The following is a 19131-nucleotide window of genomic DNA, read 5'->3' as shown; positions in this document are numbered from 1 at the left end:
CATGACGGACGGTCACAACCTCTACGGCATGCCGGAGGAGATCGACGTCCGCGCGGACGGCCCGCTGCGGATCATCACCCTCAACCGGCCCGAGGCCCTCAACGCCGTCAACGACCCGCTCCACACCGGCCTGGCCCGGCTGTGGCCCCGACTCGCCGACGACCGGGACGCTCGCGCAGCCGTGCTCACCGGGGCGGGAACGGCGTTCTCGGCAGGCGGTGACTTCGCCTACCTCGACGAGATCAGACAGGACCCGGACCTGCGCTCCCGCACCATCGCGCACGGCCGCGACCTGGTCCTCGGCATGGTCCGCTGCCGCGTCCCCGTCGTCGCCGCCGTCAACGGCCCCGCCGTGGGCCTCGGTTGCAGCCTGGTCGCGCTCAGCGACATCGTCTACATGGCCGAGAACGCCTATCTCGCCGACCCGCACGTCCAGGTCGGACTGGTCGCGGCCGACGGCGGCCCGCTGACCTGGCCCCTGCACACCAGCCTGCTGCTGGCCAAGGAGTACGCCCTGACCGGCGCCCGTATACCGGCCGAGCAGGCCGTCGCCCTGGGGCTGGCCAACCATGTGGTGGCCGACCCGCTGGCCGAGGCGACGGCCTGCGCGAAACGGATCGCGGGACTGCCGAGACAGGCGGCGGAGAGCACCAAACGCGTCCTGAACATGCACCTGGAACGCGCGGTGCTCGCCACCCTCGACTACGCCACGACCGCCGAGGAACAGTCCTTCCAGACGGACGACTTCCGGGACACGCTCGCCCGGCTCATCGACCGGCAGAAGTGACTCACCGGGAGCCGACTCAGCGGGACGTCAGCTTCCACAGGTGGTCCGCCGTGCCGTTGTCGTCCCACTGGAGGACCTGGGCGCCCGACGACGTGCTCATGCCGTCCACGCCGAGCAGCAGACCGCTGTTGTAGTTGGCGATCTTGTAGTAGCCGTCCCGGGCCGGGATGAGCTGCCAGAGATGGTCGGCGGTGCCGTTGTCACCCCAGATCACGGCGGTGCCGCCGTCCGAGGTGCTCATGTTGGTGATGCCGAGCAGCAGTCCGCTCTTCTGGTTGACGATCTTGTAGAGGCCCGAACCGGCGGCCGTCAGGGTCCAGTTCTGGTCGGTGCCCGTGGTGGACGTGGCCTGGACGACCGAAGTGCCCTGTGCGGTGCCCGCGTTCACGGTGTCGAGGGCGAGCGCGCTGTTCTTGTTGGTGATCTGGTAGCGGCCGGCGAGCGAGGTGGAGCTGCCGCTCGGGGTGATCACCAGGTGGTATCCGTCGGAGGCGTTCATCGTGACCGGCACCGTGATGGAGCCGTTGCTGACCGTGTAGTCGGCGTCGGAGATGGTGATCGGGCCGGAAGAGGCCGTGGTGCGGCCGGTGCCCGGGGAGTACTCCAGCTTGACGTGGACCGTGCTGCCGAAGGCCGACAGGGACGACAGGCCGTTGACGGTGACGGCGCAGGAGCCGGTGCAGCCGCCGGCGACGACGCTGATCTGGTTGCCGGCGCTGTTGCGGGAGGCGAGGCCGTCGATGCCCGTCTGGGCGGGCGGCGTGGTGACCAGCATGCTGCCGGACATGTCGCCGTACCACTTGTAGGTCCAGTACGAGCCGTTGGGCGATCCGCCGGTGTCGACCAGGGTGTCGCCGAGCGTGCCGTAGTGGTTCCAGAACGCGAGCTCCGCGTCATGGACGCCCGCCCGCTCGAACTTGGCGGCGTAGCCGATGAGGGCGCCCGAGTTGCCCATCTCGGAGGGGGCGCCGTACTCCTCGATGGCGATCGGCCGCGGGCTGATCCCGAGGCTGCTCTCCAGCGCGCGGTAGGCGGAGACGTGCGCGGCGATGTCCTTGCTGCCCTGCAGTTCGTGCCAGGCGATGATGTCCGGCACGGTGCCGCTGGCCTTGGCGTCGGTGAGGAAGGAGCTCATCCAGGACTGGTTCCATGCCGAGTAACTCGGGCCCTGGATCGGGGTCGTGGTGTCCTTGGTGCGGAGCTCCTTGAAGGTGCGTGCCCAACCCGCGTTGAAGGCGCCCGCGTTGGTGGTGTCCCAGGTCCAGTCCGGCTCGTTCCAGAGCTCGTACGCGGCGATGTTCGTGGCGCCGGAGGACTGCACGGACGCCACCTGCTTGTCGACCGCCGACAGCCAGTCGCTCCAACTGACCCACTTGTACGGGAAGTTCGGATACCAGTCCGGCATGCGTACGACGACCTTGGCGCCGGCCCGTGCCGCCTTGGAGGCCACGACAAGTGCGTCGCCCGCGGGCTTGGGCTCGCCGTTGGGCAGCTGGGAGCCGCCCGGCGCCATCTGCACGAACGTGTTGGGCTTGAGCGCGCCCGTCAGGCTGTCGGTCGGGGTGCTCGCGTCGGCGAGGCCGTAGAGGCTGCCGGTCGCGACGTGGGTGACCGGGCGCAGGGTCTGGTTGGCGTTGACGACGAGGGTCGTCGACGAGGTGGGTGCCGCCTGAGCGGGGGCCGCGGTGGCGAGCGCGGCGGCGATGAGGGCGGCCGCGCCGAGGCTCGCGGTGAGGCGGCCGGCTACGGGTGGTCTTGTGCGGCTCATGACAGGGTTCTCCTCACGGAGGTAGGGGGGTGGGGAGTGCGTGGAGCGAGGGACGTCAGTCCTTCACGGCGCCCGCGGTCACACCCGCGGCCACGTAGCGCTGTGCGAGGACCAGCAGGACGGCAGCGGGGACGGACGCGACGACGGCGGTGGCCATGATCGCGTTCCACTCCTGGTTGTTGTTGCCGATGTACTTGTAGATGCCGAGGGTGATCGGCCTCAGATCGCCGCCGCCGTCAAGGGTGTTGGCGAAGACGAAGTCGGACCAGGCCCACAGGAAGCTGAACAGCGAGACAGTGACCAGGGCGTTGCGGCTCACCGGCAGCACGACCGACCAGAAGGTGCGGAAGGTCCCCGCACCGTCGATGCGGGAGGCGGCGATGAGCTCGCCGGGGATGCCCGACATGAACGCCGTGAAGATCATCACGCCGAACGGCACGGCGATCGTGGAGTCCGCGATGATCAGGCCCCACCAGGAGTTGAGCAGCCCGAGGTCGAGGAAGATGCCGTAGAAGCCCATGGCCATGACGATCCCGGGGATCATCTGCGCGATCAGCAGGCCGAGGCCCAGTGCGCCGCCGCCGCGCGGGCGCAGTTTCGCCAGCGAGTAGCCGGCCGGGGCGGCGAGCAGGAGGGTGAGGGCGACCGTGCCCAGGCCGATCAGCAGGCTCGTGCCGAGATACGGCAACTGGTCGTCCAGGACGGCCCGGTAGCCCTCGAAGGTGGGGTGCAGCGGGAGCAGGTCCGGCGGGTCCTTGCGCATGTCCTGCTGCGGGGTGAGGGACACGTTCAGCATCCAGTACACCGGGAACAGCATCAGCGCGGTCAGGACGAGCCCGACGGCCGTGTAACGGCCTTTCGCCGTACGGGACTTCACGCCTCCTGCCTCCTCTGGACGCGGATGTACAGCAGCCCGAAGACGAGCGCGATGAGGATGAGGATGTTGCCGACCGCGGCCCCGGGGCCGAACTTGGGCAGCAGCGTGCCGAAGCCCAGCTGGTACGACCAGGTCGCCAGGGTCGACGAGGCGTCTCCCGGGCCGCCCTTGGTCATGATCCAGATCAGGTCGAACACCTTGAGCGTGTAGACCAGCCCGAGCAGCAGGGTGATCGCCGACACCGGGCGCAGCAGCGGGAAGGTGATCCGGCGGAACTGCTGCCAGGCGCTCGCCCCGTCCAGGGAGGCCGCCTCGTACAGCTCGGCCGGGATGTTCTGCAGGCCGCTGTAGAGGATGACCAGGTTGAACGGGATGCCGATCCAGATGTTCGCGACGATCACCGACGTCAGCGCCCAGTCCGGCGAGGTGAGCCAGCCGACCGGGTCGACGCCGAAGAAGTGCAGGAAGTAATTCACCACTCCCGACTCGCTGTTGAACATCCACGACCACGTCGACGCCGACACGATCAGCGGCAGCAGCCACGGGATCAGGAACAGCGCGCGCAGGGTGGGCGCGAGCCGGAAGTGCCGGTTGAAGAAGACCGCGAGGGCGAGCCCGATGGCGTACTGGAAGGCGATCGACACGAAGGTGAAGACCATCGTGTGCCGCATCGCCGGGCCGAACGTCGGGTCGTCCAGGACGGTACGGAAGTTCTCCCAGCCGGAGAACGGTGCATCCCCCGCCACGAACGACCGGACGGTGTAGTCGCGCAGGCTCAGGTCGAGGTTGCGATAGAGCGGATAGACGTAGAAGGCGGCGAGGTAGGCGAGCAGGGGTGTCACGAAGGCGAGCGCGGTCAGGCGGCTCCTGCGCCGGTGCCTCCGGCGCAGGGACAGGGCGTCGGCGCCGCTCGCCCCCGCCGCGGCGGCCGGTGCGCGCCGCGGACGGTCGACCCGGGCGATGGTCATGCCGGACCTAGCCCTTCTGCGCGCTCGACTGGGCGGTGTCCAGCGCGTCCTGCGGGCTCTTGCTGCCGGACAGCGCGGCCTGGACGGCGGTCCACATCGGCTGGGAGATGGTCGGGTACTTGGTGCCCAGACCGCCGCTGGTGCGGCCGCGGGCCGCCGCGACCGCGGACACCCAGGGCTTGAGCTTCGGGTTCTGCTTCACCTGCTCGGCCTGCACGGCGGCCGTGGGAGCGACGTACTGCAGGGTCGTGTCGGTGGGCAGCAGGTTCGCGTCGCTGGTCAGACAGGTGACGATCTTCTTGCTGACGTCGTAGCGGCCGGTGTCCTTCTGCACGGGCACGGTCACGAACTCGCCGCCCGTCGGCACCGGCGCCGAACCGCCGCTCTGCGCGGGGATGTTGATGATGCCGTAGTCGAAGCCGGCCTTGTCCGCGTTCCCGAGCTGCCAGGTGCCGTTCTCGCCGAACGCGTAGTCGCCGGTGGCGAACTCCTGCCAGCTGGTCGTCTGCGTGTTCTGCAGGACGTCCTTGGGCGCATAGCCGCCGTCCACCCACTGCTTCCAGAGGGTGAGAGCCGCAACTCCCTTGGCGGAGTTGAGCTTTGTGAGATCGCCGCCCGCGCCCCAGAACCACGGCAGGAACTGGAAGCTGCCCTCCTCCGTGTTGATCGCGGAGAACGTGATTCCCTTCTTCCCCGCCGACTTGACCTTCTTCAGCGCGGCAGTGAGGGAGTTCCAGTCCTTGATGGAGGCCGGGTCGACGCCGGCCGCGGAAAGGACCTTCTTGTTGTAGTAGAGCGCGAGGGTGTTGGCGCCGATCGGCACCCCGTACGCCGCGTCGTCGATGGTGCCCGCGCCGATGATGTTCTTCTGGATCGACTTTGTGTCCAGGCCCAGGTCGCTGGTCTTGTTGAGGATCCCCGCCTCCACCAGCGTGGAGACGACCGGGTTGTCCACCAGCATCACGTCGGGCGCGTTGCCCTGCTGAGCGGCGAGCAGCGCCTTGTTGCCCAGGTCGGTGGTGTCGTACGGGGTGCGCTTGAGCTTCACCCCGGCCTTGGTCCCGCAGCCGGTGACGAGCTTGCCCCACGCCGAGGAGGCGTCGAACTGGGGGTAGGGGTCCCAGAAGGTGTACGTCCCCCCGGACCCGCCGGAGGAGGAGTCCGAGGAGCCGGAGCCGCCACCGCAGGCGGTGAGGGAGGCGAGCGTGCCGACCGCGGCGAGCGCGGCGATGAGGGTACGGCGGGTGGGTATCACGGGGTGACCTCGTTGTCGTAGGGCAGTGCTGAGGGTGTGTCAGGAGGTGGGCAGCCAGACGCGCATGGAGCCGTCCTGCCGGTTGGCCCAGGCGTAGTAGGGGATCGCGGTGAGCTCGACGGCCTCGCCGCCGGTGGGGGCTTGGGGGGTGCCGGCGCTCCGGTACGGCCACCAGCCCGCGTCCGGGATGCTGCGGCGCCGTCCGGCCGCGACGACCGTGGTGACCCCGCCGAGCAGGTCGGGGCGGTGCTTCACGGCGAGCGGGCGGGTGGTGTCCAGGACGATGTCGTCCAGGCCGCCGCCGGGGTGGTCGACCTGCTCCAGGCAGTACACGAGCGGCCCGCGCTCGATCACCGCACACCCGCGCACGGCGTCCACACGCGGGTCGGCCGCGGTCAGCCGGGGTTCGAGGGCGAGCTCGAGGACGATACGGTCCCCGGGCGCCCAGGTCCGCTCCAGCCGCAGCCAGCCGTCCTCGACGGGGGAGTCGTACGACTCCTCCCCGCACCGCACCCGGAACTCGCGGCACCACTCGGGGATGCGCAGGGACAGCGTCCAGGGCCGGTCGGCCGGGGTCTCCTCGACGGTGAGGGCGATCGTGCCGTGCCAGGGATAGTCGGTCTCGGCACGCACGGCGATCGGGCCGGAGGTGTAGCGGCCGGTGACGTACTGGTGGATCTGCAGCCCGCCGTCGTCGCCGGTGGCGAGGTAGTGCTCCAGGCCGGCCAGCAGCCGCATCACGTTCGGCGGGCAGCAGGCGCAGCGGAACCAGCGGGTGCGGCGGGCCGACTGGTCGCCGCCGGGGTCGGTGTGGCCGTCGCGGACCTGGAGCGGATTGACGTACAGCCAGTGCTCGCCGTCGAGCGACACCCCGGCCAGGAAGCCGTTGAACAGGGTGCGCTCGATCAGGTCGGAGTAGCGGGCCTCGCCGGTGAGCAGGGCCATGCGCCAGCTCCACTGGATCGAGGCGATGGCCGCGCACGTCTCGCAGTAGGCCCGCTCGTTGGGCAGTTCGTACGGGTCGCCGAAGTCCTCCCAGTCGTGGTGCGCGCCGAGACCGCCGGTGACGTGGGTCTTGGTGGTGGTCATCGCGCGCCACAACCGCTCGGCGGCCAACCGCAGTTCGGCCTCCCCGGTCTCGGTGGCCAGGTCCGCGACGGCGGCCAACAGATACAACTGCCGTACGGCATGGCCCTCGACGTTGGTCGCCTCGCGCACCGGCACCCGGTCCTGGCAGTAGGCCTCGCCGCCGAGCAGCCCGTGGCCGTGGCGGTCGACGAAGTAGCCGGCCAGGTCGAGATAACGGCGTTCTCCCGTCTCCCGGTACAGCTCGACCAGGGCGGTCTCGACCTCGGGGTGCCCGTCGATGCCGTCGATCTCCTTGCCGCTGCCGGGCAGGCCGAACACCGAGTCGATGTGGTCGGCGAACCTCCGTGCCACATCGAGGAGTTGGGTGCGGCCGGTGGCCCGGTGGTGGGCGACGGCCGCCTGGATCAGATGGCCCGCGCAGTACAGCTCGTGGCCCCAGCGCAGGTCCTGGTAGCGCTCGCCGCCCTTGACCAGCTGGAACCAGGTGTTGAGATAGCCGTCCGGCTGCTGCGCGGCGGCGACCAGGGAAATGATCCTCTCGACCTCGGACTCCAGCTCGCCCGACGGGCCCTGGGCCAGCTGCCAGGCCGCAGCCTCCAGCCACTTGTAGACGTCCGTGTCCACGAACGGGTACGCGCCCTGGAACTCACCCTCGACGAGCCCCGCCGCCAGCTGCAGATTGTGCAAGTTGCCCGCGGAGTCCAGCAGTTGGGGGCCCTGCGGGATGGAGGTGCGCGCGTTGACCTCGCGGCGGGTGTGCCAGAAGCCGCCGCCCACCTCGGCACCGGCGGGGCGCAGGGCGGCACGCGCGTCGGGGCCGAGACGGACCGGGCCGATGGGGGAGGGCTGGGTGGAGCGGGTGTGCGGCATGGCTCTCCGGGAGGTGGAAGGCGGGGGCGTGACGGCGATGCGAAAACGACGAATGAGCAACAAGATGAGCAACCGTTTTCCTCGCCGCAAAGTAGAGGGGAAACGGGGAATCGCGGTCAAGAGTGCTGCGTAAGGTTTCTCTGTTTGCTCAAGGACTGGTGCTCGACGCAGCCGCCTGCGACCATGACTGGAGCCGACCCGTCGAACACCACGAGTGAGAAAAGGATTGCCCGTGACCGAAGCTGCTCCGCGATCCCCCTCCGCCGGCCGGGCCAAGCTCGCCGATGTCGCCGCACTCGCCGGCGTCAGCGTGGGCACGGCCTCCAAGGCGCTCAGCGGCAGTGGCCGGATGCGCCCGGAGACCCGCCAGCGGGTCCTGGACGCCGTGGAGAGGCTCGGCTTCCGGCCCAACCAGCACGCGCAGAGCCTGCACACCGGCCGCAGCTGGACGGTCGGGCTGATGACGACGGACGGCATCGGCCGCTTCAGCACACCCGTGCTGCTGGGCGCCGAGGACGCGCTCGGCGCCGGAAAGATCTCGGTGCTGCTGTGCGACACCCGCGGCGACACCATCCGCGAGCAGCACCACCTGCGCAACCTCACGGACCGGCGCGTGGACGGCATCATCGTCACCGGCCGCCGCACGGACCCGCGCCCGCCCCTGAAGGGCCTCGACGGGATCCCCGTCGTCTACGCCCTCTCCCCGTCCACCGACCCGTCCGACATCTCGGTGGTCTCCGACGACCGGGGCGGCGCCCACCTCGCCGTCGAACACCTGCTGGCCACCGGCCGCACCCGGATCGCCCACGTCACCGGCCCCGAACACCACGCGGCCGCCCGCGACCGCGCCCGCCACGCGGTCGACCTGCTCGAGCGCTCCTCACTCCAACTCGCCACCGGACGCGTCCACTTCGGGGAGTGGAGCGAGGCCTGGGGACGCCGCGCCGTCGACGCGGTGCTGCGCACGGCACCCGACACGGACGCCTTCTTCTGCGGCAACGACCAGATCGCCCGCGGAGTGGCCGACGCGCTGCGCGAACGGGGCCTGGACGTGCCCGGCCGGATCGCCGTCGTCGGCTACGACAACTGGGACACCATGGCACTGGCCTGCCGCCCGCCGCTCACCACGATCGACATGGACCTCACCGAGATCGGGCGGATCGCCGCGCTGCAGCTGCTGGAGGCGATCGACTCGGGGCCGGTGGCGGGGGTGCACACGGTGCCGTGCCGGCTGGTGGTGCGGGAGTCCACCTGAGCGCCTGCGCCGCGGCGTTGACGGATGGCCGCCCGGATCCGGACGATGGCCGCCATGCGCTTCCTGCGGCGAGTACGCGACGACCTCTCCACCGGGGAGAACCTCGAGCTCTACGTCACGGCACTCCTCTCGCTGACCCTCGCCGTACTCGGCGTGTTCGACGTGGCAGACGGCAAGGTTCTTGCTGCCGCCACCCTGGCGACGCTCGCCCTGCTGGCGGGAAGCCTGCTGGGCAGCCGACGCCAGATCGCCACCCTCGCCGCACAGATCCGCGAGAGCCGCTCCGGGGCGCCCTCCGCGGCGGAGTTCTTCACCGCGGACAAGCCGGAGGTGCGCGAACAGGTCCGCACCGCACGGGACATCAGGATCGTCGGCATCACCCTCGCCCGGACCCTGCGCAACCTCGTCGACGAACTGGAGCACCGCGCCCTGGCCGGAGCGGTCGTCAAGGTCGCACTCATCGACCCCCTGTCCACAGCGCCTGCGGAGGCTGCCCGGCGCAGCACCATCGCCAACCGCCCCGAGGTGTACGAGAACCGGCTGCGCCCCTCGATCGACCTCCTCAAGGAACTCGTGGAGCGGCCGGGCGTGGACGGCAGGGTCGAGGTCAGATTCCTGCCCTTCGTGCCCGCCCACGGGGTGATACTCCTGGACCCCGGGAGATCGAACGGAATCATCTACGTCGACCTGTACTCGCACAGCTCCGCCAGCGGCGACGCTGTTTTCGCGCTGAAGCCGGGGCGCGACGGCCCCTGGTACGAGCACTTCCAGGCCGAGTTCGAGCGCGTGTGGGAGTCGGGTCGCCCGGCCGACGCCGGGGACGGCTTCCCGGACGCCCGATAACGGCGGCTAGGCGTCCGGGCCGCGTCGAGCAGCGGCCTCACTTGGGCGGAAAGCGCAGTGCCCCGTCGAGACGGATGATCTCGCCGTTGAGATAGTCGTTCTCGCAGATGTGCTGGACGAGGGCGGCGTACTCGGGGGACCGGCCCATACGCCTCGGGTGCGGGACCTGCGGCCCCCAGTACGCCTCGAGTTGGTCACCCGCCCTGCCGTAGGCGGGAGTGAGGAACGTGCCGGGTGCGATCGTGACGACACGGATGCCGAGGGGCGAGAGGTCGCGCGCGGCCACCAGGGTCATGCCTACGACCCCGCCCTTGGCGGCGGCGTAGGGGAGCTGCCCGATCTGGCCCTCGTAGCCCGCGATCGAGGCGGTGTTGACGATGACGCCCCGGCCGCCGTCCGCGTCCATCGGCTCCTGCCGGGCCATCGCGGCGGCGGCCAGACGCATCACGTTGAAGACGCCGGTCAGATAGATGTCGACGGTCCGCCGGAACCCGGCGAGGTCCAGCGGCTCCCCGTCCCGGCCGACCAGCCGCCCGCCGCTCGCGGGACCGCCGTGCGCGTCCACCGAGATCCGCAGCGGGCCGAGCGCCTGCGCCGTGTCGACGGCCGCGCGCACATCGTCCTCGTCGGTGGCATCGGTGCGTACGTACCGGACGCCCAACTCCTCCTCCAGGGCCTTGCCCTTGTCGTCGGCGAGGTCGGCGACGACCACGGCCGCACCCGCCGCGTGCAGCCGGCGGACCGTGGCCTCGCCCAGACCGCCGGCGCCACCCACCACCACCGCGGACGTCCCCTGAACCTGCATCGCGGCTCCCCTCCCAGGGATACATGGTTCTAGTATTGCGAGAGTAGCATTCTCGAAACGTGATGTGATCCCTGCCCGGCCCGCCGAGTTGCCGAGCCAAGTGCCCAGTTACCGAGCGTCGAGTAAGGGGTCGTCGAGTGCCGAGTCGTCGAGTTGCCGAGTTGGAGACCGCCATGCCCGAGGCAGTCATCGTGTCCGCCCTGCGCACCCCTGTCGGCACCGCCTTCAAGGGGACTCTGCGCGACACCACGGCCTTCGATCTGGCCCGCCACATCGTCGGCGCCGCGGCCGACGGACTGGATCCGGACCGCGTCGACGACGTGATCCTCGGCGAGGGCCTCTACGGCGGCGGCGTCCTCGCCCGGCACGCGGCCCTGACGGCGGGACTCCCCGCCATCCCCGGGCTCGCCCTCAACCGGCACTGCGCCGCCGGCCTGTCCGCCGTCGCCGGCGCGGCCGCGGGCATCCGGGCCGGCATGGACGACCTCGTCATCGCCGGAGGCGTCAACTCGGCCTCCACCGCACCGAAATCAGCCTTCCGGGTCGACGGCGAATGGACCGAGCCCTGGATGCCGCCCACCCACCCCGACCGCCCCGACGCCCCCAACAACGACATGTCGATCACCATCGGCTGGAACGTCGCCCAACGCGCGGACATCACCCGGGCCGACATGGACGCCTGGGCGCTGCGCTCGCACCGGAACGCCGTACGCGCCATCGACGAGGGCCGCTTCGACGCCGAGATCGTCCCGATCGAGACCGCTCACGGCCTCTTCTCCGTGGACGAACACCCGCGCCGCGGCACGTCGTTGGAGAAACTTGCCGCGCTCAAGCCGCTGCACCCCGAGATCGAGGGCTTCAGCATCACCGCGGGCAACGCCTGCGGCGGCAACGACGGCGCGGCCGCGCTGGTCGTCGCGAGCGATGGTGCGGCCACCGCCGAGGGCCTGCCCGTGCTCGCCACCGTACGGTCCTGGGCGTCCGTCGGCGTCGACCCCGCGGAAACCGGACTCTCGCCGGTCAAGGCGATCCCCAAGGCACTGGCCCGCGCGGGCCTTTCACCGGCCGATGTCGACCTGTACGAGGTCAACGAGGCGTTCGCCTCGGTCGCGGTCGCCGTCGTGCGCCTCCTCGACCTCGACCCGGACCACGTCAACGTGAACGGCAGCGGCTGCTCCCTGGGCCATCCTGTCGCCGCGACCGGCGCGCGCATGCTGGTGACGCTGGTGCATGAACTGCGGCGCAGGGGCGGGGGAGTTGGGGTTGCGTCGATGTGTGCGGGGGGTGGGATGGGGTCGGCGATGGTGATCGAGGTGTCGTGAGAGAGGCCTGGACGCCGGCTTCTGCTTCGCGACACGGGGTGATCTTCTGATCCGTAGCTCTGCAGAGATCGGTCGTCGAAGGTCGCACACGCCCTCGTGAGGGCTGTGCCGGACGGTGTCGGGCGCTGCCGGTTGCTGAGACTGCAGTACTTCGCTGCGGTGCCGCATCACAGATCCACTCGGTACTCCGTCTGACGGCTCCCCGGTCGCAGTACGACGTATGCCGGTCTGAAGGGCAGGCCGCGCAGGGTCGGCTCCATGACCTTGAAGAGCGCTTCGGCGTCCGCCCCATAGGCGTACAACACGGCCTCCCCTCCACCGAACTCGTTCCCGTCGACCTCACCGACCCCCGCCGCTTCGACTGTGGCAGTCATGGCCCGCTCGGCGTCGAAGATCGCTGCACGCTCGGCAGGCGAGCCGTACTGGTCGTCACTCAGTCGGTAGTGGGCGATGACGGCTTGTTCCGGTGCCTGCGGTTCGGGGAGATCGAAGAGCGTGTCCATGGGCGAACGATCTCACCAGGCTCTGACAACGCATCCCGATCAATGATTCCCGACCTGGTTCGGGTGCGAGGGAACGTGGGCCACGGCGCCTACGACGCCCTCCCCGGTCCCGCCTCGGCCCCACTCCTCGACTGCCGGCCGACGAGGGCTGAGCGTCGCCACGTGTTGATCAACAACCCTGGTCACGCATCATCGCAGGCGAGATCCTCCGCCTCGTTGGACTCATAATTCGAACACGTGATTGAATTTGTGCATGCGACCGTTTCCCGCCGACCTCACCCGGGCGCAGCAGGAGTGGAGTGCCACCTACCGGCAGCTTGCGGAGCAGCCCGGCCGTACCGAGTTGCGCCGGCGCTTGTACCGGCTGTCGGCTCGGCTGTTCTTCCACCCCTACTGGCGGCAACGGCGGCCAAGCCCTGCGGAGTGGTGGGAACTGCGCGAGCTTGGACGGTCGGACCGGGACGTGAGGTGAGTGGCTTCATCAACGGATCTACCTGCGGCTTCAACGCGACGCGCGCTGCCGTCCGGACACTGAGGGTCCTCCAATGACGAGCTGGAATGCGGGGGCGTACCTCCCGGATGATCCTGAAGGCGTGTCCGGACCGATTCGCGTGATCGTGCACCCGCCGTCGCCCACGGGTGGCCGACGCGTGCGCGTGGACGGCGAGATCCTCGGCCTGGCCCACAACGTGGCCGACGTCGCCGAGTTCCTGCGCCGAGCCGGCCTGGAGATCGACCCTTCCGAGGTGGCGGGGGCGCCATGGATCGACTGGCGCGGAGTGGGGCCGGAGCGCTGGGGCCCGGATCCAAGCGGCTGACACCTTCCCAGCCGAGAGAGCGACCGTGGCCGCCTCAGGCGAAGTCCGCTGCGGTGATGCCGTCGGGATGTCCGGACGGCCACTCCACCAACTCGATCCGGTAACCGTCCGGGTCCGTGAGCCACGACGTCTTCGGGCCGTGAGGGCCGCCAGGGTACTGAAGGGGTTCGGGACTCAGGCCGGCTTCGGTCAGCGTCTCCAGGGTGGTGGCGAGCCTCTCCACCTGGATCGCGAGGTGGTCGAAACCGCTGCCCACGTCGACCGGTCCGTCGCCAGGGCGGTGGACCAGTTCGAGCGAGGCCGCCGGTTCGTCGGGGAACTTGAGGATCACGAGGCGAGCCCCGTCGCCGACCTCGACCCTGCCCAGTTCGGCATAGCCCAAGGCGGTGTAGAAACCGAGCGAGCGGTCCAGGTCGGTGACGCGGTAGCCGACGAAGAGCGTCTTCACGCGGCCTCCTCGGGGCGATGCACCCGGTAGCGGAGATGCGTGACGTCTCGATCCTCGAGCCGTCGGACGAGGTCGAGCTCGATGTGATCGCTACCCAGGTGGTCGAACAGCCGTCGGCCGTCCCCGAGGAGGACCGGAACCAGGTGGATCTCCATCTCGTCCACCTGACCGGCTCGAAGAAGTGCTTGGGCCGCCCCCGCCCCGTGGACCATGACCGGCCGGTCGCCTGCGGCTGCGCGCGCCTGACGGGCGCAGTCCTCGACATCGGTGACGAAACGTGCGTGGCCGGGTGGCACGTCCCCGTCGTCCACCTGGTGGGTGAGGACGAAGATCGGCACGCCGTCGTGGTGATCGCCCTGCCAGCGCCCGGCGAATTCGAAGGTGCGACGGCCGGAGATCACCGCGCCGGTCGCCAGCGCCTCGCGGTAGACCTGGCCGCTCGGACCGTCGGACTCCCGGTCGTCGAGCCAGTTGAAGAGCCGTCCACCGTCGCGTCCGAGCTCCTGCCCCGGCCGATCGTCCGGGCCGGCGATATAGCCGTCGAGCGACATCGACATGTACAGCCGAATCGGACTGTTCATCCTGGCCCCCATCTCTCCTCCATGACACCGGGATCCGGCATTTCCTGATCCGCCGACGGGGCGGGCTTGTCACACGGAAGACTTCAGACAACCGGCAAACTCATAGGCCCGACGCGCCGGCCTGCTGCCGGGCTGGGAGGGCGGGAGTCATGCCCCGTGGATCAGTTGTGGTCGTTTCAGGCCGCGTGGCGCCCCGAAGCGGCCCGGTCAGGCCGAGAACCCGGCCCTTCGCTGTCCTGGCCAACCGGGCCTATTCATCCCCTGGCCGACCGGGCTTACTCGTCCGGCGCCATCCGCAGGCACCTGCGAGCCGGGGAATCCGCGCGGTCGTCCCGCAGCCCTCCGACCAGATCGGCCACCGCCCACGGCGTAGTGGCGCGGCCCGGCCAAGCGAACCGACCAACCCGCCATCGCCTGCCAGGCCGCACTCCACATCGCCGGCATCCTCAGACCGGCATCCTCATGCCGGCATCCTCATGCGGACCCGACGCTGACCAAAGAGACAGAACCAGCCGGTCGGCCAACGAGTGCGCTCAGTGCTGTACTGCAAGTCCGGGGCGGTGACGCCGCATCGCGTCCAGCACCGCCTGAGGTGGCACCGGCAAGGTGTTTGTGGGCATGTTGGCCGGACCAAAGCCGAGTCGTGCGTTCATGGACGCGGTGCTGCGGACGAGCTTGGGCGCTCGGGCCAGATAGGCGTCCGGATCATGCAGCACCAGCTCGATGAACCACTGCGAGGTGTTACGTACCCGCTGCTCGCGTAACCGCACGGCGGCTATCTCGTCCCAGCCGAACCGGCCCAGCCTCACGTGGTCCACTCCCGCGTCGTCCAGCACCAACTCCGGTCGATCGCGGAGCAGACGCTGGATGATGATCACCGAGCAGAACCCGAAGAAGGGCACGGCCAGCGCCCCTGCCACGGTCATCTTCATGGTGCTGTGGGCGACCAGGAAAACTATGCCCAGAGCGACGAAGAGCAGAGAGCCGGCCAGCATGGCCCACACACGTCCCTTGGCGAGCGGGTAGACCGTCGGAGGCAGTGGAACGCCGTTTCTGATCACGGGCTGAGACGATAGGACGAGAGCCCTGGTCAGCGGAAGCCTTTTCGTGGGGGTGGGTCTGCTCGGCTTCGCTTTGGACGTCGGCGGGCGGGACGACAGATCCCACCTCAACCACGATCTACCGGACACAAGTGCATCGTCTTGGCCATCCCGGTGCCGTAGTTCCCCGCCGGAAGCATCCCTGGCACGGGCGGGTCGGCGCGGAGCGTCTGCAGTCCGGCGGTGCTGCGTGTCGCTCGGCTGACCTGCGGGCTTGCCCGTCGGACAGGCGCCCCCGAACAACTGATGAGCCCATCAGAGAGACACGCCGGTCCAGGACGCCGAGGAGGAGTCAGAACCCGTGCCGGCCGAGGCGCGCCACTTCAGCACGTACAAAGCCTGGGACGTGGCCCCCGCGTTACCTGAGGTCTGAACGTGTTCGGCTCGCGGCGCAAGCTCTTCGCACCATCACGTACGACCAGCTCATCGACGGCGTGAATCCTGCCGAAGTCACCAGGGCCGAGGTGTATCCCCTGGGATGGGAGGAGCCCGGAGCGCTTGAGTGGGGGCGTCACTGGTACAACGCCCTGACAGAGTTCTTCGAGGCCACCTCCGCAGCGGATGACGCCTTGCTTGTCTGGCTCGACTGACGGCCTGACCACGCGGCCTCCAATCGCCTTGATGGAGTAGCAGCGTGCCGCGCTCTACCGGCTTCCGATCCGCCGGCGGTGCCACTCGGTACCGAACAACCACAGCCCCATGATGACGGGGCACAGCGGTTGCTGAGGTCTGCCTAGCCTCAGAGGACCTTTGCGCCAGCGCCTGGACACCCTGTAGTACGGCTCGTTGGGGGTCTCTGTGGCAGCGCCGCCGTAACCTGCGGCAGATCGAGCGTCGTACGGATCCCGGGAGCCGCCGCGCACACGAACGGCACCGCGTTGACCGCGCGGTTCGCCGTGTACGACGGGGACACCTCCGCCATGCGGTCGAGCGGCACCGGCAGCCGGACCGTGACGTCGAGCGGTGCGTCGCCCTCGACCGAGAGATGCCAGCCGGTGGCGTGCAGGTTCCAGGCCGGTTCGAGGTCGGTGGTGCAGTACCAGGTGGCGCGGAAGCGCAGCAGTGGGCGGCCCGCGTGCAGGCCGGTGACCGTGAGGCGCTGCGCGGCGACCGTGCCCGGAGCCAACTCACCCGCCGCGATCCGGACATGATGCCGCGCGGTCGCCAACTCACCGCTCGCCTCGAGGGAGTCGAGCGGCAGCGACAGTGCGTCGGCGATCAGGCGCAGTGACGGGCCGAAGCTGGTGCGCGCCCGCGAGAGTCGGCGTTCCTCGAAATCGGTGGGCGCGACACCGAAGCCCATCACGCCGAACAGCAGCTCTGGCGACGGGCGTTGGGAGAGATCGGCGAACTCGTCGATGGTCAGCCCGTCGAGCCGGCGCGCGATCGACGTCAGCACGAGCGGCACCGCCTCGGAGATGAAGCCGGGACTGCTGCCCGTGCTGTGGATCGACGTCCCGCCACGTTCACACGCGTCCTCGACTCGCTTGCGTACGACGGGATCCATGCTCCCCGGATGATGGAACTCGCCCCGGGTCGTCACCACGTTCGCCCCCGACTCCAGCAGACGGCACACCTCGTCGACGTCACACACGAGCGGCATGTACAGCACGCAGTTCGGGCGCAGGCCGAGGATGTGCTCGATGTCGCGGGTGGCCGTGACGCCGGTGGCACCGCCGAGCCCGCACAGTTCACCCGCGTCCCGGCCGGCCTTGTCCGGCGTATGGACGTACACGCCCGCCAAGGTCAGGCCGGGGTGCTCGACGACGCCGCGCAGTGAGCGGGCGCCGATGGTGCCGGTGGCCCACTGGACGACGCGGTACGTCGTCATCGGGCGCCCGCCGTGAAGCGTCCCGCCGTGAAGTGCCCATCAGTGAAGCGCAGCAGGGCCTCCTGGGCGTAGGACGCCACGAGAGAGCCGTTCTCGGTGAAGACATCGCCCCGGCCGAAGCAGCGGCCGTGGGCGAGAACCGGGCTGTGCTGGCGCAGCAGCAGCCACTTGTCGGCGTGGAACGGGCGATGGAACCAGACGGTGTGCGAGGTGACGGCGGATGAGAACGCCGTTCCGGCGTCATGCTGGGTGACCCCCGCCAGCGGACGCAGCGCCGTGCCGATCAGGGTGAGATCGGTGGCGTAGGCGGTGAGCGCGGGGGCCAGTTCCGCCTCGGGCGACGGGGTGCGCATCCACAGGTCGAACTCGGGCGGCTCGGCGGTGGGGCAGTCCAGGTCGGCGGTCGCCCGCGTCTCCCAGGGCAGGGGATGGAACTCCGTGCGGTGCTCGGGCCCCGGCACGGCGGGCAATGCGGTGATCGCCTGGTGGGCGGGCCCCTCCTCGGGAGTGTGCAGGGACACCGACGCGGTGGCCACCACGCCCTTCGCCTGCCGGGCGACGATCGTCAGCGCGGCGAAGGAACCACCGTCGTGGTGGCGGTCCACCTCGTAGCGCACCGGTTCCTCGGGCAGGCCCGCACGCGCGAACAGGGCGTGCAGCGACTTGACGGTCTTGCCCGGGCAGGCCAGATGAGCCGCCCGGACGAACTGGGCCAGCAACTGCCCCCCGAACAGCCGGTGGTAGCCCAGCCGTTGGCTGCGGCCCTCGTACACGAAGCGTGCATCATCCGCTGGACGGGCGTGCAGATCGAGGCACGCGAGCAGGTCGTCCCAGAGTTCCATCGAGGCAAGCGGCATGGCAGGGATCGTAAGGGATATTTCTTCTGGTGAGAATGCCATTCTCGAATGTGGACGATGCGACCCCTGGGGTTCGGATGTGCACCGTCGGTCGGATGGGCAGGGTCATGATCGGGCGTCGAGGGCGTCGAGGGCGTCGAGGGCGTCGGGCCGCCGCGGGCGTCGGCGGTGGCGTGCTGCGCCGCCCGGCTCGGCGATCCCGTGATCCCGGTCCGGCAGGCGGTCATCGCCCCGCTGGACCAACTCGCCGGTGACCCCGCGAAGTTGGGTGTGCCGCGCCTCAACTGGCGCACCTCCGACCGCCGGGACCTCGTCCCCGATTCGGGACATCTCCGCCGTGAGAAGCTCGCTCTCGTGACGGATCTCCTGTACGGCCTGCCGGTCTGGCCGTTCACCGGCGGTGTGGTCGGTCGTCCGGCGGCGGCGAGGCCGCCGGAATCGCCTCAGTCGCGCGTGATCCCGTTCGCGCAGTAGTCCCAGATCTCCTCCGCGGTGAACGGGTGGGCGCCCTCCTGGCCGCTGGACTGGGCGTTGAACATGACGGTCTGCATGGTCAGCGCCGCAACCCGCTTGGCCTTGAAGCCCGAGCGCAGGAGGTCGGCGTCCTCCAGCTCCGTCATCAGCTCGGTGAACAGGGTGAGCAGCGGTGCGTTCGCCACTCGCATCTCGGCCGGGTGTGAGACGAGCAGGCGCATGGCGAAGTCCGTGAACAGCGGGCGCTGCTTGCCGCTCAGGTCGGGACGCGAGCTCTCGAACAGCTCCTGGACGACGACCCTGAGCCGGTCCAGGGGGTCGGCCTGCTCGGCGGCGAGGGCGCGCAGCTCGTCGGCCGACTTGCCCATCGCGTCCTCGAACAGCGCGAGCAGCAGCTCGTGCTTGCCGTCGAAGTGCTGGTAGAAGCTCCGCAGCGACTGCTTCGACCGGTCGACGACCTCCTGCACGGTGAAGTCCGTCGTGCCCTTCTCCGCCATGATCGCCTGCGCCGCGTCGAGGAACCGCTCGACCCTCTGCTCGGCCCGACGTTTCGCCGCCTGGGTGGAACGCTCGACCGCGCGCTGCTTCCAGGCCGGTTCCTCGCTCGGGCTGCTCACCTGGTGGTCCGCCTTCTGTGCCATGGGGAGAACATTACTGCAGTCTAGCGGCAAGCATCCTGC

The 19131-nt window shown here is 69.8% G+C and carries 21 protein-coding genes; 8 read left to right on the top strand and 13 right to left on the bottom strand.

Annotated elements, in window-relative coordinates; genetic code table 11:
* Position 1 precedes the first annotated feature (1 nt).
* Positions 2-787 (top strand): enoyl-CoA hydratase/isomerase family protein, encoded by a 786-nt coding sequence (locus ABZ880_RS48985; protein ID WP_361277560.1) that lies wholly within the window; start codon positions 2-4, stop codon positions 785-787.
* A 16-nt stretch (positions 788-803) separates the two neighbouring features.
* Here ABZ880_RS48985 and ABZ880_RS48980 read toward each other — a convergent pair whose 3' ends face one another.
* The 5 genes from ABZ880_RS48980 to ABZ880_RS48960 are packed head-to-tail and all read right to left on the bottom strand — an operon-like array spanning position 804 to position 7614.
* On the bottom strand, positions 804-2555 hold the full coding sequence (locus ABZ880_RS48980; RefSeq protein WP_361277559.1) for an RICIN domain-containing protein: 1752 nt from the start codon (positions 2553-2555) through the stop codon (positions 804-806).
* Between the two features lie 55 nt (positions 2556-2610).
* Positions 2611-3432, bottom strand: coding sequence for a carbohydrate ABC transporter permease (locus ABZ880_RS48975; RefSeq protein WP_361277558.1), 822 nt, complete (start codon positions 3430-3432; stop codon positions 2611-2613).
* On the bottom strand, positions 3429-4400 hold the full coding sequence (locus ABZ880_RS48970) for a sugar ABC transporter permease (RefSeq protein WP_361277557.1): 972 nt from the start codon (positions 4398-4400) through the stop codon (positions 3429-3431). The genes ABZ880_RS48975 and ABZ880_RS48970 overlap by 4 nt, the downstream gene beginning before the upstream one ends.
* A gap of 7 nt (positions 4401-4407) precedes the next feature.
* Positions 4408-5655 carry an extracellular solute-binding protein gene (locus ABZ880_RS48965; protein WP_361277556.1) on the bottom strand — a complete coding sequence of 416 codons (1248 nt, stop codon included), beginning with the start codon at positions 5653-5655 and terminating at the stop codon, positions 4408-4410.
* Between the two features lie 39 nt (positions 5656-5694).
* A complete protein-coding gene (locus ABZ880_RS48960) occupies positions 5695-7614 on the bottom strand; it encodes a beta-L-arabinofuranosidase domain-containing protein (RefSeq protein WP_361277555.1) in 1920 nt (639 codons plus the stop codon).
* Positions 7615-7846: 232 nt separating this feature from the next.
* Between ABZ880_RS48960 and ABZ880_RS48955 the strand changes: the two genes are divergently transcribed.
* Positions 7847-8869 carry a LacI family DNA-binding transcriptional regulator gene (locus ABZ880_RS48955; protein ID WP_361277554.1) on the top strand — a complete coding sequence of 341 codons (1023 nt, stop codon included), beginning with the start codon at positions 7847-7849 and terminating at the stop codon, positions 8867-8869.
* Positions 8870-8893: 24 nt separating this feature from the next.
* Positions 8894-9712 carry a hypothetical protein gene (locus tag ABZ880_RS48950; protein WP_361277553.1) on the top strand — a complete coding sequence of 273 codons (819 nt, stop codon included), beginning with the start codon at positions 8894-8896 and terminating at the stop codon, positions 9710-9712.
* Between the two features lie 37 nt (positions 9713-9749).
* On the opposite strand, the gene ABZ880_RS48945 is transcribed toward ABZ880_RS48950, so the two are convergent.
* Entirely contained in the window at positions 9750-10517 is a 768-nt protein-coding gene (locus ABZ880_RS48945; RefSeq protein ID WP_361277552.1) for an SDR family NAD(P)-dependent oxidoreductase, read from the bottom strand.
* Positions 10518-10690: 173 nt separating this feature from the next.
* On the opposite strand from ABZ880_RS48945, the gene ABZ880_RS48940 reads away from it, so the two are divergent.
* Positions 10691-11839 carry a thiolase family protein gene (locus ABZ880_RS48940; protein WP_361277551.1) on the top strand — a complete coding sequence of 383 codons (1149 nt, stop codon included), beginning with the start codon at positions 10691-10693 and terminating at the stop codon, positions 11837-11839.
* A gap of 167 nt (positions 11840-12006) precedes the next feature.
* Here ABZ880_RS48940 and ABZ880_RS48935 read toward each other — a convergent pair whose 3' ends face one another.
* Positions 12007-12342, bottom strand: coding sequence for a hypothetical protein (locus tag ABZ880_RS48935; RefSeq protein WP_361277550.1), 336 nt, complete (start codon positions 12340-12342; stop codon positions 12007-12009).
* Positions 12343-12595: 253 nt separating this feature from the next.
* On the opposite strand from ABZ880_RS48935, the gene ABZ880_RS48930 reads away from it, so the two are divergent.
* Positions 12596-12814, top strand: a complete 219-nt coding sequence (locus tag ABZ880_RS48930; protein ID WP_361277549.1) for a hypothetical protein — start codon at positions 12596-12598, stop codon at positions 12812-12814.
* 121 nt (positions 12815-12935) lie between these two features.
* Positions 12936-13160 carry a hypothetical protein gene (locus ABZ880_RS48925; protein WP_361277548.1) on the top strand — a complete coding sequence of 75 codons (225 nt, stop codon included), beginning with the start codon at positions 12936-12938 and terminating at the stop codon, positions 13158-13160.
* Between the two features lie 34 nt (positions 13161-13194).
* On the opposite strand, the gene ABZ880_RS48920 is transcribed toward ABZ880_RS48925, so the two are convergent.
* The 3 genes from ABZ880_RS48920 to ABZ880_RS48910 form a co-directional block, all read right to left on the bottom strand.
* Complete coding sequence (locus ABZ880_RS48920) at positions 13195-13608, bottom strand: VOC family protein (protein WP_361277547.1); 414 nt, start codon at positions 13606-13608, stop codon at positions 13195-13197.
* Positions 13605-14189: a dihydrofolate reductase family protein gene (locus ABZ880_RS48915; protein ID WP_361277546.1), complete on the bottom strand. Its 585-nt coding sequence runs from the start codon at positions 14187-14189 to the stop codon at positions 13605-13607. Before ABZ880_RS48915 ends, ABZ880_RS48920 begins: the two co-directional genes overlap by 4 nt.
* Positions 14190-14722: 533 nt before the next feature.
* On the bottom strand, positions 14723-15250 hold the full coding sequence (locus ABZ880_RS48910; protein WP_361277545.1) for an STM3941 family protein: 528 nt from the start codon (positions 15248-15250) through the stop codon (positions 14723-14725).
* Positions 15251-15381: 131 nt separating this feature from the next.
* Here ABZ880_RS48910 and ABZ880_RS48905 point away from each other — a divergent pair, with 131 nt between their 5' ends.
* On the top strand, positions 15382-15879 hold the full coding sequence (locus ABZ880_RS48905; RefSeq protein ID WP_361277544.1) for a DUF1877 family protein: 498 nt from the start codon (positions 15382-15384) through the stop codon (positions 15877-15879).
* A 149-nt stretch (positions 15880-16028) separates the two neighbouring features.
* Here ABZ880_RS48905 and ABZ880_RS48900 read toward each other — a convergent pair whose 3' ends face one another.
* Together ABZ880_RS48900 and ABZ880_RS48895 are read right to left on the bottom strand one after the other, a co-directional pair.
* Positions 16029-17120: a dihydrodipicolinate reductase gene (locus ABZ880_RS48900; protein WP_361277543.1), complete on the bottom strand. Its 1092-nt coding sequence runs from the start codon at positions 17118-17120 to the stop codon at positions 16029-16031.
* Positions 17117-17977, bottom strand: coding sequence for an acyl-CoA thioesterase domain-containing protein (locus ABZ880_RS48895; RefSeq protein WP_361277542.1), 861 nt, complete (start codon positions 17975-17977; stop codon positions 17117-17119). Before ABZ880_RS48895 ends, ABZ880_RS48900 begins: the two co-directional genes overlap by 4 nt.
* A gap of 168 nt (positions 17978-18145) precedes the next feature.
* Here ABZ880_RS48895 and ABZ880_RS48890 point away from each other — a divergent pair, with 168 nt between their 5' ends.
* Positions 18146-18451 (top strand): hypothetical protein, encoded by a 306-nt coding sequence (locus ABZ880_RS48890; protein WP_361277541.1) that lies wholly within the window; start codon positions 18146-18148, stop codon positions 18449-18451.
* Here the strand turns inward: ABZ880_RS48890 and ABZ880_RS48885 are convergent.
* Complete coding sequence (locus ABZ880_RS48885; RefSeq protein ID WP_361277540.1) at positions 18421-19092, bottom strand: TetR/AcrR family transcriptional regulator; 672 nt, start codon at positions 19090-19092, stop codon at positions 18421-18423. The genes ABZ880_RS48890 and ABZ880_RS48885 overlap by 31 nt on opposite strands.
* Positions 19093-19131 lie beyond the last annotated feature (39 nt).

Source organism: Streptomyces sp. NPDC047043, from assembly GCF_040644055.1.
Classification (GTDB): domain Bacteria; phylum Actinomycetota; class Actinomycetes; order Streptomycetales; family Streptomycetaceae; genus Streptomyces.
Note: the sequence above shows the minus strand (reverse complement) of the source record. Positions and strands in the feature narration are given on the sequence as shown.

Coding starts and splice junctions, on each gene's coding strand:
- ABZ880_RS48985 (WP_361277560.1), top strand. CDS start 2: ATGACGGACGGTCACAACCTCTACGGCATGCCGGAGGAGATCGACGTC.
- ABZ880_RS48945 (WP_361277552.1), bottom strand. CDS start 10,517: ATGCAGGTTCAGGGGACGTCCGCGGTGGTGGTGGGTGGCGCCGGCGGT.
- ABZ880_RS48940 (WP_361277551.1), top strand. CDS start 10,691: ATGCCCGAGGCAGTCATCGTGTCCGCCCTGCGCACCCCTGTCGGCACC.
- ABZ880_RS48970 (WP_361277557.1), bottom strand. CDS start 4,400: ATGACCATCGCCCGGGTCGACCGTCCGCGGCGCGCACCGGCCGCCGCG.
- ABZ880_RS48915 (WP_361277546.1), bottom strand. CDS start 14,189: ATGAACAGTCCGATTCGGCTGTACATGTCGATGTCGCTCGACGGCTAT.
- ABZ880_RS48885 (WP_361277540.1), bottom strand. CDS start 19,092: ATGGCACAGAAGGCGGACCACCAGGTGAGCAGCCCGAGCGAGGAACCG.
- ABZ880_RS48980 (WP_361277559.1), bottom strand. CDS start 2,555: ATGAGCCGCACAAGACCACCCGTAGCCGGCCGCCTCACCGCGAGCCTC.
- ABZ880_RS48930 (WP_361277549.1), top strand. CDS start 12,596: ATGCGACCGTTTCCCGCCGACCTCACCCGGGCGCAGCAGGAGTGGAGT.
- ABZ880_RS48935 (WP_361277550.1), bottom strand. CDS start 12,342: ATGGACACGCTCTTCGATCTCCCCGAACCGCAGGCACCGGAACAAGCC.
- ABZ880_RS48895 (WP_361277542.1), bottom strand. CDS start 17,977: ATGCCGCTTGCCTCGATGGAACTCTGGGACGACCTGCTCGCGTGCCTC.
- ABZ880_RS48900 (WP_361277543.1), bottom strand. CDS start 17,120: ATGACGACGTACCGCGTCGTCCAGTGGGCCACCGGCACCATCGGCGCC.
- ABZ880_RS48950 (WP_361277553.1), top strand. CDS start 8,894: ATGGCCGCCCGGATCCGGACGATGGCCGCCATGCGCTTCCTGCGGCGA.
- ABZ880_RS48960 (WP_361277555.1), bottom strand. CDS start 7,614: ATGCCGCACACCCGCTCCACCCAGCCCTCCCCCATCGGCCCGGTCCGT.